Source organism: Streptomyces sp. NPDC041124 (genome assembly GCF_055592385.1).
This window is the reverse complement of record NZ_JBVIYR010000002.1, coordinates 191,213-204,817: the sequence shown is the minus strand read 5'-3', so window position 1 is coordinate 204,817 and position 13,605 is coordinate 191,213. Positions and strand designations below refer to the sequence as shown.

Below are 13,605 nucleotides of genomic sequence, written 5' to 3'. Positions count from 1 at the left end.
CCCGAGCCGTCAGAACAGCGGCTCGGGCAGCACGCCTTCCAGGGCGAGCAGCCGTCGCTTGGTCTCCAGCCCGCCCCCGAAGCCACCGATGCCGCCGTCCCGCTCCACGACCCGGTGACAGGGCACGACCACCGGCAGGGGATTGGCGCCCATGGCCGTTCCCACCGCCTGGGCGCCGCCCGGCTGACCCACCCGTCCGGCCAGGTCGCCGTACCCGACGACCGTGCCGAACGGCACGCCGTCCGCCAGTTCGCGCAGCACCTCGCGGTTGAAGCCCGATATCAGGGACCAGTCCAGCGGCAGCTCGAAGAACCGCCGCTCACCCGCGAGGTACGCCTCCACCTGGCGCACCGCCTCGGTCAGCAGCGCGGATCCGTCCTCCTGCGCCGCCGCCGTGCCCAGCTCGGCCGGTTCGCCGCCGAGCCGGGACGCCAGCCGCCCCAGCGCGCGGTCGCGCACCTCGTCGGTGGCGTGGAAGACGACGTTGACCAGGCCCGCGCGGGTCGCGGCCAGCAGCAGCGGGCCGATACGGGTGGCCACGACGGTCCACACGACCGGCTGTCCGTCCTGCCCATGGCTGTCCATGCGCCTCAGCGTACGACCCGCCACCGACAGTCCGGGGCGTCCGCCCGGTGACCCGGGCGGACGCTCAGCCGCCCACCGCGTCCCGCACCACGTCCGGCGTGTTGGTGATGATGCCGTCCACTCCGAACCCGGCGACCCGCCGGGCCGCGGCCGCGTCGTTCACGGTCCAGGTGTGCACCTCCATCCGCGCGCCGTGCGGCCCCCGGAAGCCGTGCACGGCGGCGACGTAGGGGGCGCAGAGGGAACCGTGCGAGGGGTTGATCTGGTCGGTGAAGGCCGCGTACGAGGACAGGTCCGCCACGGGCGGCGTCCCGAGGAACCCGGTCTTCACCGCAGGCTTCAGGGCGTGGACCATGCGCACGCTGTCCGCGCTGAAGCTCTGCACGACCAGCCGGCCGCCCACGTGCCCGGCGTCGAGCCACCCCTCGTTGGCGAGGACCTTCAGCGTCTCGCCCTCGATGCCCGGATAGAGCTGCGGGTTCTTCAGCTCCAGCAGCAGCTTCTGGTCGTGGTGCTCCACGCGCTCCAGGAACTGCTCGAGCGTCGGTACGCGCGTGCCCGCGTACGCGGGCCCGAACCAGCTGCCCGCGTCGAGCCGGGCTATCTCCGCGGCGGTGAAGTCCTTCACCTTCCACGGCGACCGGTCGGGGAAGACCTCCTCGACGTCGGTGGTGCGCTGCAGGCTGTCGTCGTGCAGGACGACGAGCGCACCGTCCCTGGTCCGCTGGACGTCGTTCTCCACCCACTCGACGTCCAGGGCGGCGGCCCTGTCGACGGCCGCGAGCGTGTTCTCGGGCGCGTACGCGGAAGCGCCCCGGTGGGCGACGACCGCGGGGTGCGGTCCGGTGGCGGCGGCGGCCCGCGCGGGCGGGAGCGGGAGCAGCAGGGCGGCCGTTCCCAGGAGCGCGGTGGCCGATGCTGCGACAGCGCGTGCGTGCATGCGTACTCCTCGCGTCGAACGATCACGGTCAGCTCAACTCTGACAGCAGACGGTCAAGGCGAGGCGGGCACAGGATGACCACAAATTGAACGGACTTGCCCGAACTCCGCACACTGTTGCCACACACCTGGGGCAAGGGCGTGATTCTTTGCCGGTAGGTCGTTCGACCATTCCGGTGGGGGTCATACTCTCTGCGTCACCCGGGCCGCCCTCGCGGTCCGGGGAGGGGGGCTCACACCGGGACACCGCGGGACGTACAGGGCGGGAAGGACAGCCGCGCATGCAAGGCACGGTCGACGGATTCAGCTACGGCCTGGTCACACCGCTGGTGGCCTTTCTCATGGCATGCCTCGGCGGCGCTCTGGGCCTGCGCTGCACCACCCGGTCCATGACGGCGCCCCGGCCCTGGCGCCCCGCCTGGCTCGCCCTGGGCTCCGTGGTCATCGGCTCCGGCATATGGACGATGCACTTCATCGGCATGATGGGCTTCGCCATAGAAGGCACCCCCATCCACTACGACCGGGCCCTGACCTTCGCCAGCCTCGCCGTCGGCATCGTCATGGTGGGCACCGGGATCTTCATCGTCGGCTACCGGGGCCCCACCGGCACGGCCCTGTTCACCGGCGGCACCGTCACCGGCCTCGGCATCGCCTCGATGCACTACCTCGGCATGGCCGGCATGAGCCTCGACGGGCGGCTGGAGTACGACACCCTCGTGGTCGCCGCCTCCGTGGTCATCGCCATGGCCGCGGCCAGCGCCGCCCTGTGGGCGGCCGGGCAGGTGCGGGGCTTCCTGTGGAGCGTGGGCGCGAGCCTCGTCATGGGGCTCGCCGTCACCGGGATGCACTACACCGGCATGGCCGCGCTCGACGTGCACGTCCACGGCTCGGCCGTCCCCGCCGAGGGCGAATCCGCCGCCGCCCTGCTCGGCCCCCTGATGATCGGCCCGCTCGCCTTCCTCGTCCTCGCCGGCGTCGTCGTGGCCGTCGACCCACTGGTGATCACCGGCGGGCCCCGCCGACCCCCCGCCGAGCGCCGGCCCGGCATCCCCGCCCACTCCCCGGCCCACCGCCCGTCGCGCTCCCGGCTGCGCCACCGCGGTCCCGTGGAGCGCCGCCCCCGGGCCCCGCAGCGCCACTGATCCGCACCCGTTGTCAGTGGCGGGTCGTACCGTTGATGGCATGCGGCCCGTTTCCCAGATCGAACGCACGGTGGCGCCCTTCGAGGTCGTCAGCCCCTTCCAGCCCAGCGGCGACCAGCCGACGGCCATCGCCGACCTCGCCCGGCGCATCGAAGCAGGCGAGAAGGACGTCGTCCTCCTCGGCGCCACCGGCACCGGCAAGTCCGCCACCACCGCGTGGATGATCGAGAAGCTCCAGCGCCCCACCCTGGTCATGGCGCCGAACAAGACCCTGGCCGCCCAGCTCGCCAACGAGTTCCGCGAGCTGCTGCCGAACAACGCCGTCGAGTACTTCGTCTCGTACTACGACTACTACCAGCCCGAGGCGTACGTCCCGCAGTCGGACACCTACATCGAGAAGGACTCCTCGATCAACGAGGAGGTCGAGCGGCTGCGCCACTCGGCGACCAACTCCCTGCTCACCCGCCGCGACGTCGTGGTGGTCGCCTCCGTCTCCTGCATCTACGGCCTGGGCACGCCGCAGGAGTACGTGGACCGCATGGTCCAGCTCCGCGTCGGCGACGAGGTCGACCGGGACGAGCTGCTGCGCCGCTTCGTCGACATCCAGTACACGCGCAACGACATGGCCTTCGCCCGCGGCACCTTCCGGGTGCGCGGCGACACCATCGAGATCTTCCCGGTCTACGAGGAACTCGCCGTCCGCATCGAGATGTTCGGTGACGAGATCGAGGCGCTGTCCACGCTCCACCCGCTCACCGGCGAGATCATCAGCGACGACCGGCAGCTGTACGTCTTCCCCGCCTCCCACTACGTCGCCGGCCCCGAGCGGCTGGAGCGCGCGGTCAACGACATCGAGAAGGAACTCGGCGAGCGCCTGAGCGACCTGGAGAAGCAGGGCAAGCTGCTGGAGGCCCAGCGGCTGCGGATGCGCACCACCTACGACATCGAGATGCTCCGCCAGATCGGCTCCTGCTCCGGCGTGGAGAACTACTCGATGCACTTCGACGGCCGCTCTCCCGGCTCCCCGCCGAACACCCTGCTGGACTACTTCCCCGACGACTTCCTCCTCGTCATCGACGAGTCGCACGTCACCGTCCCGCAGATCGGCGCCATGTACGAGGGCGACGCCTCCCGCAAGCGCACCCTCGTCGACCACGGCTTCCGCCTCCCTTCCGCCCTGGACAACCGCCCGCTGAAGTGGGAGGAGTTCCAGGAGCGCGTCGGCCAGACCGTCTACCTGTCGGCCACCCCCGGACAGTACGAACTCTCCCGCTCCGACGGCTTCGTGGAGCAGATCATCCGCCCCACCGGCCTCGTCGACCCCGAGGTGGTCGTCAAGCCCACCGAGGGCCAGATCGACGACCTGGTGCACGAGATCCGCACCCGCGTGGAGAAGGACGAACGGGTCCTGGTCACCACGCTCACCAAGAAGATGGCCGAGGACCTCACCGACTACTTCCTGGAGCTCGGCATCCAGGTGCGCTACCTGCACAGCGACGTCGACACGCTGCGCCGCGTGGAGCTGCTGCGGGAACTGCGCTCCGGCGAGTACGACGTCCTGGTCGGCATCAACCTGCTGCGTGAGGGCCTCGACCTGCCCGAGGTGTCCCTGGTGGCGATCCTCGACGCCGACAAGGAGGGCTTCCTGCGCTCGGGCACCTCCCTGATCCAGACCATCGGCCGCGCGGCGCGCAACGTGTCCGGCCAGGTCCACATGTACGCCGACAAGATCACCCCGGCGATGGAGAAGGCCATCGACGAGACCAACCGCCGCCGGGAGAAGCAGATCGCCTACAACCAGGCGAACGGCATCGACCCTCAGCCCCTGCGCAAGAAGATCAACGACATCGTCGCGCAGATCGCCCGCGAGGACATCGACACCGAGCAGCTGCTCGGCTCGGGCTACCGCCAGGCCAAGAAGGACGGCGGCGGCACCAAGGCGCCCGTGCCCTCCCTCGGCGGCAAGGCCGCGAGGAACGCCAAGGGCGCCAAGGGCAAGGCCGCCGAGACCGTCCCGACCGACCGTCCCGCCGCGGAACTCGCCGAGCAGATCGAGGAACTGACCACGCGGATGCGGGCCGCCGCGGCAGACCTCCAGTTCAAGATCGCCGCCCGGCTGCGCGACGAGGTGTCGGAGATGAAGAAGGAACTGCGGCAGATGCGGGAGGTCGGCCTCTCCTGACACTCCGCACGGGATGTGTTGCAAGAACGACACAAAGTGCGGACCTGGGTACGTCACTGTCAGTGCCCCTGCGTAGGGTTCTGACAACCGCGGTACCGCGGCAACAGGGGACAGTTCGAGAGGGGAATCAGCGCGTGACCGTGAACATGACCAAGGGTCAGGCCATCAGTCTGCAGAAGGACGACGGAGGCAGCCTGACCGCGGTGCGCATGGGTCTCGGCTGGCAGGCGGCTCCCCGTCGCGGCCTGTTCGGCTCGCGCACCCGCGAGATCGACCTGGATGCCTCGGCCGTCCTGTTCGCCGACAAGCAGCCCGTCGACGTCGTCTTCTTCCGTCACCTGGTGAGCGACGACGGTTCCGTGCGCCACACCGGTGACAACCTCGTCGGCGGTGTCGGCCAGGGCGGCGACGACGAGGCCATCCTCGTCGACCTCTCGCGCGTCCCGGTCCACATCGACCAGATCGTCTTCACCGTGAACTCCTTCACCGGCCAGACGTTCCAGGAGGTGCAGAACGCGTTCTGCCGCCTCGTCGACGAGACCAACGGCCAGGAGCTCGCCCGCTACACGCTGGCCGGCGGCGGCGCCTACACCGCTCAGATCATGGCCAAGGTGCACCGCACCGGCACCGGCTGGACGATGACGGCGCTCGGCAACCCGGCCAACGGCCGTACCTTCCAGGACCTGATGCCGGCGATCCTGCCGGTCCTCTAGGCGCCGGAGGCGCACCGGCACCCCCGGCGGGGCCGGTGCGCGGCACACGACCCGACACACGCGACGCAGGGGGACGAAGGCGATGACGGCCGAGCTGGTGCGGGGGCAGAACCACCCGCTCTCCCAGTCCCGTCTGGAGATCCGGATCTCGGCCGGCACACCGGTCGTGGCCGCGGCCGCGCTCGGCGACGAGAGCGGCCGGATCCACGGGACCGAGTGGGTGGCCCACCCGGGCGCCCCCACCCAGCCCGGTCTGGAGGTGTCGCGCCAGGCGGCCGCCGACCACCGCCTCGCGGTGGACCTGGACGCCATGACGGAGGCGGTGCACCGCGTCAGCGTCCTGCTCGGGCTGCCCGCGGCGGGCGGCGGCCCGGGGCCCGTCCGGTTCGGCGCCGTGGCGGCCCCCTTCGTCGCCGTCACCGGCCTGGACGGCGAGGAGGTCGCCAGCTACACCATCACGGGCCTGGAGGCCGAGTCGGCCGTCGTCGCCCTGGAGCTCTACCGGCGCCAGGGCGCCTGGAAGGTCCGCGCCGTCGGCCAGGGCTACGCGGGCGGCCTGGCCGAACTCCTCACCGACCAGTCCCTCCCCGAGGCCGTACAGCTCGCCGGGACCATCAACGAGGCGGTCGCGCGGGGCCTCGCCCGCTCCGTGCAGGCGCCCCCGCCCCGTCCGGCCGACGCCGACCGCTCACGGCAGGCGGCGGCCCCCGCGGTCGGTCCCGACCAGGGCGGCACCGCACCCCAGGCCACCCCCGGCCCCGTACCGCCGCCGTTCGGCGGGCAGCCGTCCGCAGGGCCCGGCCAGGGCGGACCGCAGCCGGCCCACGGAGCCGGTGCCGCGGACCCGCCCGCCCCCACCACCGGCGGCCCGGTCGACTACAGCCACCCCCGACGGCAGACCTCCGCCCCGCCTCCTCCGGCGCCCGCTGCGCCGCAGCCCCGGCCCGGGCAGCCCGCCCAGCCCGTCGCGGGGGACGCGACCGGCTGGTCCATGGAGGAGCGGCTCTACAACCAGGTCTGGGGCATGTTCGAGGACCTGGCCCGCACCGCCGCCGCCTACCGCAGCGCCGTCGACTTCGCCGAGTCCCGCATGGACAAGGAGCTCGAGCAGGCGCTGTCCGATCCGCGCAGCCGCCTCGGCGGCCAGGGCGACGCCGCCCGCGAGGCCGCCCGGGCCCGGCACACCCAGCTCGTCGGCCAGGCGCGGGAATCCCTCGACCGGGACCTCGCGCAGCTGGTCGCGGAGGCCGAGGTGGTCGAACCCGCCCTGCCCCCGGCGTTCGCCCGCTGGGACAACCCCGCCTGGCACGCCTACCGGGTGCCGATGGAGATACCCATGGCGCTCCGCCTGGGCGACCTCCGCCTGCCCGAGGCCGACCCGCTCCGCATCCCGATGCTGCTCCGGCTGCCGCTGGAGCGCGGGCTGTGGATCGACAGCGGCCGGACCGACTCGTTCGACGGTTCCTTCACCGACTCCCACGACATGCGGCGCCTGGCCATGGAGACGGCCGTGGCGCACGCCGCCCGGCTGCTCGCGGTCTACCCGGCCGGCGAGTTCACCGTGCACGTCATCGATCCGGCCGGTACCGGCGCGCAGGCGCTGGCGCCACTGACACGGACCGGTGTGTTGCCGGCCCCGCCCGCCCAGGGCGCCGCGGGCGTCGGGGAGGTACTGGGCCGGCTCACCCAGCGGGTCGACCTGGTGCAGATGGCGCTGCGCGGAGGCGCCCCGGACGCGCTGCCGCCCGGCTTCGACACCTCCCAGCACCTGCTGATCGTCAACGACTTCCCGCACGGCTTCGACGACCGGGCCGTGAACCAGCTCCGGTACCTCGCCGACGAGGGCCCGTCCGTCGGCGTCCACCTGATGATGGTCGCGGACCGTGAGGACTCCTCCGCATACGGACCGCTGCTCGACCCGCTGTGGCGGTCGCTGCTGCGCCTGACCGCCGTACCCGACGACCACCTCGCCGATCCGTGGGTCGGGCACGCCTGGACGTACGAGCCGCCGGTGGTGCCGCCGGGCAGCCAGGTGCTCCATCATGTGCTCACCCAGGTCGCCGCCGCCCGCCGCGCAGGGCGGCGGTGACCCCTCACCGCCTTCACCAAGATCGCGTAAAAGGCGCCTGAACAGCGCCTTTGTAAGTTTCTTTACTTCTCCCTTTACCAACCCTTGGTGATTGGGTACTGTTGGCCGCACGGAGGGGAGTACTCCCTGTCTGTGCGGCGACCCCGTCAATACGGATCAGGCCAGATCCCGGGGCGTCGGCCCGAAGGACCGTCCGGACGCGTTCGAAGCGCCCGGCGGCCGGGTGGAAGAGACCTCCGGCAGCGACGACGCTGACATTGCCTGTGTGACGTATCTGCCGGAGGCGCAGTGGAAGTTTCCATGACCCTGTGGGTCTTGACCATCGTGGGCCTGTGCGCCCTCATCGCCGTCGACTTCTTCATCGGCCGCAAACCGCACGACGTATCCATCAAGGAAGCCGGAATCTGGACCATCGTCTGGATCGTGCTGGCCGCGCTTTTCGGCGTCGGCCTGCTGATCTGGGGCGGGGCACAGGCGGGCGGCGAGTTCTTCGCCGGCTACATCACCGAGAAATCGCTGAGCGTCGACAACCTCTTCGTCTTCGTCCTGATCATGGCGAAGTTCGCGGTGCCGTCGCAGTACCAGCAGCGGGTTCTCCTGGTCGGTGTCCTCATAGCCCTGGTGCTGCGCGCGATCTTCATCGCCGCCGGCGCCGCCATCCTCGCCAGCTTCTCGTGGGTGTTCTACATCTTCGGCGCCTTCCTCATCTGGACCGCCTGGAAGCTCATCCAGGAGGCCCGGGCCGACGAGGAAGACGAGGAGTTCGAGGAGAACAAGCTCCTCAAGGCCGCCGAGCGCCGCTTCGGTGTGGCCGACCGCTACCACGGCACCAGGCTGTGGATCGAGCAGAACGGCAAGCGGGTCATGACCCCGATGCTCGTCGTCATGCTCGCCATCGGCACCACGGACGTCCTGTTCGCGCTGGACTCGATCCCCGCGATCTTCGGCCTGACCCAGGACCCGTACATCGTGTTCACGGCGAACGCGTTCGCGCTGATGGGCCTCAGGCAGCTGTACTTCCTCATCGGCGGACTGCTGCGGAAGCTGGTCCACCTCTCCTACGGCCTGTCGATCATCCTCGGCTTCATCGGTGTGAAGCTGGTGCTGCACGCACTGCACGAGTCCGGGGTCCACGTCCCCGAGATCAGCATCCCCGTGTCGCTGGGCGTGATCTGCGGTGTCCTGATCATCACCACCCTCACCAGCCTGCGGGCCTCCCGCAAGATGGCGGAGACCGCGTCGGCCGAGGGCCGGGGCGAGAGCCCCGCGAAGGACGACATCGACGTCTGACCCCGTCGGACGCACAGCGAGACACCGGCACCGGGAGCGAAGGGCTGCACACCGCCGGCCACCGCTCCCGGTGCCCGTCCGTCTCCACCCGCGCCGTTCGCCGGCGCCCCCGACCCCGTACGACGCGTACCAGGAGGCCATGCGTGACCATGATGACCCCGAGACGATCAGGAGGGCGCGCCGGAGGGACACGCCGGGCAGCGGTGACACCCCCCACCGCCTCCACGGCCCGCCGCCGGCCGGAAGCCGCGGGCAAGCTGCGGGCCGCCCTCACGTCTGCGACGATCGCCCCGTGATCGCTTCGCTCAGGGCAGTCGCGACGCGGTGGACGACCATCGTGCCCGTTGTCGCCGTACTGCTGCTGGTGCTGACCTGGGGACGCGATCTGCCCGGCGGACTCGTCGCGGTGGTGACCCTGGTCCTCGCGGCGTCCGTGCTGGCCGCCGTGCACCATGCCGAGGTGGTCGCGCACCGGGTCGGTGAGCCCTTCGGCTCCCTGGTCCTCGCGGTCGCCGTCACCGTCATCGAGGTGGCGCTGATCGTCACCCTGATGATCGACGGCGGCGACCAGAGCGCCACGCTCGCCAGGGACACCGTGTTCGCGGCCGTGATGATCACCGTCAACGGCATCCTCGGCATCAGCCTGCTGGTGGGCTCACTGCGCCACGGCACGGCGGTGTTCAACTCGGAAGGCACCGGAGCGGCCCTCGCCACCGTGGCGACGCTGGCGACCCTCAGCCTCGTGCTGCCGACCTTCACCACCAGCAAGCCCGGCCCCGAGTTCTCCACCGTGCAGCTCACCTTCGCGGCGGTCTCCTCGCTGGTCCTCTACGGCCTGTTCGTCGCCACCCAGACCATCAGACACCGCGACTACTTCCTGCCGGTGGTCAAACCGGGCAAGGCGGCCACACCGGAGGAGCACGCCCCGGCGCCCTCCACCCGCACCGCCCTGATCAGCCTCGGCCTGCTGGGTCTGGCCCTGATCGGCGTGGTCGGTCTCGCCAAAGGGGTCTCGCCCACCATCGAGTCGGGGGTGGAGGCCGCAGGGCTGGGCCACTCCGTCGTCGGTGTGATCATCGCCCTGCTGGTTCTCCTCCCGGAGACCATCGCGGCGGTCCGCGCCGCGCGCCGCAACCAGGTGCAGACCAGCATGAACCTCGCGCTCGGCTCGGCGATGGCCAGCATCGGCCTGACCATCCCCGCCGTCGCGCTGGCCTCCCTCTGGCTCACCGGCCCCCTCGTCCTCGGGCTCGGCAACACCCACATGGTGCTGCTCGCCCTGACCATGGTCGTGGGCGCGCTGACCGTGGTGCCCGGACGGGCCACACCCCTCCAGGGCGGAGTGCACCTGGTGCTGCTCGCCGCCTACCTAGAACTGGCGATCAACCCGTAGGGCCGCGGCCCGCCCGGCGTCAGTACGTGACGGTGATGCGCCGGGCGGGCCCGTCGACGCGCACGACACCCCCGTAGGGGATCACCAGCTGCGGATCGGTGTGCCCGAGGTCCACGTCGAGGACGACGACGGCGTCGGGCGCGTAGACCCGCATCGCCCGCAGCACGGCCTCGCGCTGCTCGGCGGCGTGGGCCGCGGCCTCCCCGGGCGTGTTCGGCCGCTCGAAGGACCACGTCTTCGGACGGCCCATCAGGAGCGCGGCGAAACGGCCCAGCAGCCCCCGCTCACCCATGTTCCGCAGGGTGCGGAAGACCTCCTCCCCGCTCGGCAGTTCCTCCGAGGTCTCCAGGAACAGCACGCCACCGTCGTACTCGGACAGGTCCCGCGCCACACCACGGCCGGCCATCAGCATCCAGCCGACGATCTCCAGGCAGCCTCCCCAGGTGCGGCCCTCGACCACCCGGCCCGCGTTCACCCAGGTCCAGCCCGTCCCCGGCCGGGTCTCCGGCTCCGCGTCGAAGGTGGCGGGGTCCGCCCAGTCACGGTCCAGGTCCCGCCACCGTTCGGCGGGACGCAGTTCGTACGCGCCCGGGGTGAACAGGGCGGCGCGCAGCGACGCGGCGGTCTGCGGATGCATCGCCCCGGGGCGGCCGAGCTCGGCCATCACACTCGCGCCGTGGAATCCGACGACGCCGATCTCGCGGAGGAAGGCGAGCAGGTTGGTGTTGTCGCTCATCCCGAAGAACGGCTTCGGGTGGGCGCGGATCAGCTCCCGGTCCAGCAGCGGCACCACGGTGATCTGGTCGTCGCCCCCGATCGACGCGAAGACCGCCTTGATCTCCGGGTCGGCGAAGGCCGCATGGATGTCGTCGGCACGCTCGCGCGGCGTCGAGCCCATCCGGCGCGTCGCCGGATACTCGACCGGCTCCAGCCCGTACTCCTCACGCAGCCGCCTCAGCCCCAGTTCGAACGGGAGAGGGAAGAGCCCCGGAAGACCGGAGGAGGGGGAGATCACGGCGACGCGGTCGCCGGGCGAGGGCTTGGAAGGGTACGAGAGGGTCGTCATGCCGGGAGGCTAGGGCCCCGCGGGCCCGCGCCGCACCGTGATAAACCGGGGCCGAGCAGCGGTTCCGCCGGGAACCGCCCACCCCGACGGACCGGAGGAACCGTGCCCCGCACCCTGGCCAACGCCCCGATCATGATCCTCAACGGCCCGAATCTGAACCTGCTCGGGCAGCGCCAGCCGGAGATCTACGGTTCCGACACGCTCGCCGACGTGGAGACGATGTGCGCCGAGGCGGCGGCCGCCCACCACGGCACGGTGGACCTGCGCCAGTCCAACCACGAGGGGCAACTGGTGGACTGGATCCACGAGGCCCGGCTGGACCACTGCGGGATCGTCATCAACCCGGGCGCCTACTCGCACACCTCCGTGGCGATCCTGGACGCCCTCAACGCCTGCGACGGGCTGCCCGTGATCGAGGTCCACATCTCCAACATCCACCGGCGCGAGTCGTTCCGGCACCACTCCTACGTCTCGCTCCGCGCGGACGGGGTCATCGCCGGCTGCGGGGTGCAGGGGTACGTCTTCGCGGTGCAGCGGATCGCGGCGCTGGCCGGCCCGGGGGCGGCCCGGGCGTAGACCGCGTCCGCCGGGAGGCCGCCCTCGGCGGCCCGGCTCACCAGCCCCGCGCGCGCCACTCCGGCAGGTGCGGGCGTTCCGCGCCCAGCGTGGTGTCGTCGCCGTGGCCGGGATACACCCAGGTCTCGTCCGGGAGGACGTCGAAGAGCCTGCTCTCCACGTCGTGGATCAGACGGGCGAAGGCCTCCGGATCCTGGTGCGTGTTGCCCACACCGCCCGGGAACAGACAGTCCCCGGTGAAGACGTGCGGGTGGCCGTGGGGGTCGTCGTAGACCAGGGCGATGGATCCGGGGGTGTGGCCGACCAGGTGGCGGGCGGTGAGTTCGACCTGCCCCACGCGGACGGTGTCGCCGTCGTCGAGGAGCACGTCGGTGGGCACCGGGATGCCCTCGGCGTCGTCCCGGCCGGCGTGGGTGCGGGCGCCGGTGGCCGCCACGACCTCGGCGAGCGCCTGCCAGTGGTCCCCGTGCCGGTGGGTGGTGACGACGGACGCGATGCCGTCGTCACCGATCGTGCCCAGCAGGGTCCGGGCGTCGTCGGCCGCGTCGATCAGCAGCTGCTCGTCGGTGGCCCGGCAACGCAGCAGATAGGCGTTGTTGTCCATGGCGCCGACCGCGACCTTGGTGATCATCAGGTCCTTGAGTTCGTGCACGTCGGCTGGGCCGCCGACCGTCACCCGACCGCTGTACGTCATGACCGCCAGCCTATCCCCGGAACCGGCGCGGGACAGTCCTACAGAGGAGGGAGGGACGGCAGTGCGCCGCCCTTCACCGCCAGCCCGGAGCCGTCGCGGCGCCCTGCGAGCCAGCCGAGCAGGTCGGCCGCCGTCCCCTCCACGGTCACCGGGCCGCCGGCCACGCCGCCGCCGGTCGTCCAGGTGCGGCCGTCCACGGTGGCCAGGCCGGTCGACGGCACGTCGCGGTGACCGGCGAACCGCGCGGCGAGGAAGCCGATCTCCCGCTCCGTGAAGTCCGCGGGAAGGTCCTCCAGCTCGTAGCCGATCCCGAGGTCGACGTGGTGCAGCTCCACCTCGATCCACCGCCGGAACGGCACCCGTTCCGCCCGGTCGGTGACCCCGTTGCGCAGCTCCACCGTGCGCGACCAGTCGGCCGGGACGGCGCCCGCCGCGCGCAGGCGCTCCGCGCTCTCCCGCACGTCCGCGAGCTGGACGTCGAGGGGGCGCGGGGCGTCCCGCTCGATGTCGGCGTCCCTGGCCTCGCCGGAGAGGTACATGGGACGGCCCTGAAGGACGTTCACGAGGGCGTCCGCGTTGCGGGCGAGGTGGGCCAGCACATGGCCCCGGGTCCAGCCGGGCAGGCGTGACGACTGGGTCACAGCCGCGTTGTCCAGTGCGCCGACCGCGACGAGCAGCCGCTCGGTAGCGGCTTGTACAGACGCCAGGTCATCAGCGTGATCAATCATGGTGATGACCCTAGTCCGGCCGCTCCTTCGAGTGAAGGCGGTACAGCTCGGCCTGTAATCGAATGCACGTGCTATAGGGTCGGGAGTGGCGTCGGGCATGCTGGAGAGCCGGTATGTGTTGACAACCGTGAATCCGACCGGCGTAGTCAGTGGCTCGCCCTAGTCTGGACAAGGCGGGGGTCTCGCCCCTGTCACTTCTCTCAAGAAA

General features: G+C 71.4%; 12 protein-coding genes. 7 read left to right on the top strand and 5 right to left on the bottom strand.

The window, feature by feature from the left end:
• Window positions 1–9: 9 nt before the first annotated feature.
• Both ACZ6A9_RS05310 and ACZ6A9_RS05305 read right to left on the bottom strand, forming a co-directional pair.
• The gene (locus ACZ6A9_RS05310; RefSeq protein ID WP_468978725.1) at window positions 10–585 is read right to left on the bottom strand and encodes a methylated-DNA--[protein]-cysteine S-methyltransferase; all 576 of its coding nucleotides are present in this window, start codon (window positions 583–585) and stop codon (window positions 10–12) included.
• A 64-nt stretch (window positions 586–649) separates the two neighbouring features.
• Entirely contained in the window at window positions 650–1,525 is an 876-nt protein-coding gene (locus tag ACZ6A9_RS05305) for a glycerophosphodiester phosphodiesterase (RefSeq protein WP_468978722.1), read from the bottom strand.
• 280 nt (window positions 1,526–1,805) lie between these two features.
• Between ACZ6A9_RS05305 and ACZ6A9_RS05300 the strand changes: the two genes are divergently transcribed.
• From ACZ6A9_RS05300 to ACZ6A9_RS05275, 6 genes are all read left to right on the top strand, one after another.
• Complete coding sequence (locus tag ACZ6A9_RS05300; RefSeq protein WP_468978720.1) at window positions 1,806–2,666, top strand: MHYT domain-containing protein; 861 nt, start codon at window positions 1,806–1,808, stop codon at window positions 2,664–2,666.
• Window positions 2,667–2,706: 40 nt separating this feature from the next.
• Window positions 2,707–4,848 (top strand): excinuclease ABC subunit UvrB, encoded by a 2,142-nt coding sequence (gene uvrB / locus ACZ6A9_RS05295; RefSeq protein WP_468978717.1) that lies wholly within the window; start codon window positions 2,707–2,709, stop codon window positions 4,846–4,848.
• Between the two features lie 134 nt (window positions 4,849–4,982).
• Window positions 4,983–5,561, top strand: a complete 579-nt coding sequence (locus tag ACZ6A9_RS05290; protein ID WP_468978714.1) for a TerD family protein — start codon at window positions 4,983–4,985, stop codon at window positions 5,559–5,561.
• 82 nt (window positions 5,562–5,643) lie between these two features.
• Window positions 5,644–7,650 (top strand): TerD family protein, encoded by a 2,007-nt coding sequence (locus tag ACZ6A9_RS05285; RefSeq protein WP_468978709.1) that lies wholly within the window; start codon window positions 5,644–5,646, stop codon window positions 7,648–7,650.
• Between the two features lie 288 nt (window positions 7,651–7,938).
• On the top strand, window positions 7,939–8,940 hold the full coding sequence (locus tag ACZ6A9_RS05280) for a TerC family protein (protein WP_468978706.1): 1,002 nt from the start codon (window positions 7,939–7,941) through the stop codon (window positions 8,938–8,940).
• A gap of 292 nt (window positions 8,941–9,232) precedes the next feature.
• Window positions 9,233–10,333 (top strand): calcium:cation antiporter, encoded by a 1,101-nt coding sequence (locus ACZ6A9_RS05275; protein WP_468978704.1) that lies wholly within the window; start codon window positions 9,233–9,235, stop codon window positions 10,331–10,333.
• Between the two features lie 19 nt (window positions 10,334–10,352).
• On the opposite strand, the gene ACZ6A9_RS05270 is transcribed toward ACZ6A9_RS05275, so the two are convergent.
• Window positions 10,353–11,399, bottom strand: a complete 1,047-nt coding sequence (locus ACZ6A9_RS05270) for a S66 family peptidase (RefSeq protein ID WP_468978699.1) — start codon at window positions 11,397–11,399, stop codon at window positions 10,353–10,355.
• Between the two features lie 102 nt (window positions 11,400–11,501).
• Here ACZ6A9_RS05270 and aroQ point away from each other — a divergent pair, with 102 nt between their 5' ends.
• Window positions 11,502–11,975: a type II 3-dehydroquinate dehydratase gene (aroQ, locus tag ACZ6A9_RS05265; protein WP_468978696.1), complete on the top strand. Its 474-nt coding sequence runs from the start codon at window positions 11,502–11,504 to the stop codon at window positions 11,973–11,975.
• A gap of 37 nt (window positions 11,976–12,012) precedes the next feature.
• Here aroQ and ACZ6A9_RS05260 read toward each other — a convergent pair whose 3' ends face one another.
• Both ACZ6A9_RS05260 and ACZ6A9_RS05255 read right to left on the bottom strand, forming a co-directional pair.
• On the bottom strand, window positions 12,013–12,669 hold the full coding sequence (locus tag ACZ6A9_RS05260; RefSeq protein WP_468978694.1) for an MBL fold metallo-hydrolase: 657 nt from the start codon (window positions 12,667–12,669) through the stop codon (window positions 12,013–12,015).
• Between the two features lie 38 nt (window positions 12,670–12,707).
• Window positions 12,708–13,397 (bottom strand): maleylpyruvate isomerase family mycothiol-dependent enzyme, encoded by a 690-nt coding sequence (locus tag ACZ6A9_RS05255; protein WP_468978690.1) that lies wholly within the window; start codon window positions 13,395–13,397, stop codon window positions 12,708–12,710.
• Window positions 13,398–13,605: the final 208 nt, after the last annotated feature.

Bases quoted from the DNA above. Each gene is read 5' to 3' on its own strand.
- ACZ6A9_RS05310 (WP_468978725.1), bottom strand. From the start codon at position 585: ATGGACAGCCATGGGCAGGACGGACAGCCGGTCGTGTGGACCGTCGTG.
- ACZ6A9_RS05305 (WP_468978722.1), bottom strand. From the start codon at position 1,525: ATGCACGCACGCGCTGTCGCAGCATCGGCCACCGCGCTCCTGGGAACG.
- ACZ6A9_RS05300 (WP_468978720.1), top strand. From the start codon at position 1,806: ATGCAAGGCACGGTCGACGGATTCAGCTACGGCCTGGTCACACCGCTG.
- uvrB (WP_468978717.1), top strand. From the start codon at position 2,707: ATGCGGCCCGTTTCCCAGATCGAACGCACGGTGGCGCCCTTCGAGGTC.
- ACZ6A9_RS05285 (WP_468978709.1), top strand. From the start codon at position 5,644: ATGACGGCCGAGCTGGTGCGGGGGCAGAACCACCCGCTCTCCCAGTCC.
- ACZ6A9_RS05270 (WP_468978699.1), bottom strand. From the start codon at position 11,399: ATGACGACCCTCTCGTACCCTTCCAAGCCCTCGCCCGGCGACCGCGTC.
- ACZ6A9_RS05260 (WP_468978694.1), bottom strand. From the start codon at position 12,669: ATGACGTACAGCGGTCGGGTGACGGTCGGCGGCCCAGCCGACGTGCAC.
- ACZ6A9_RS05255 (WP_468978690.1), bottom strand. From the start codon at position 13,397: ATGATTGATCACGCTGATGACCTGGCGTCTGTACAAGCCGCTACCGAG.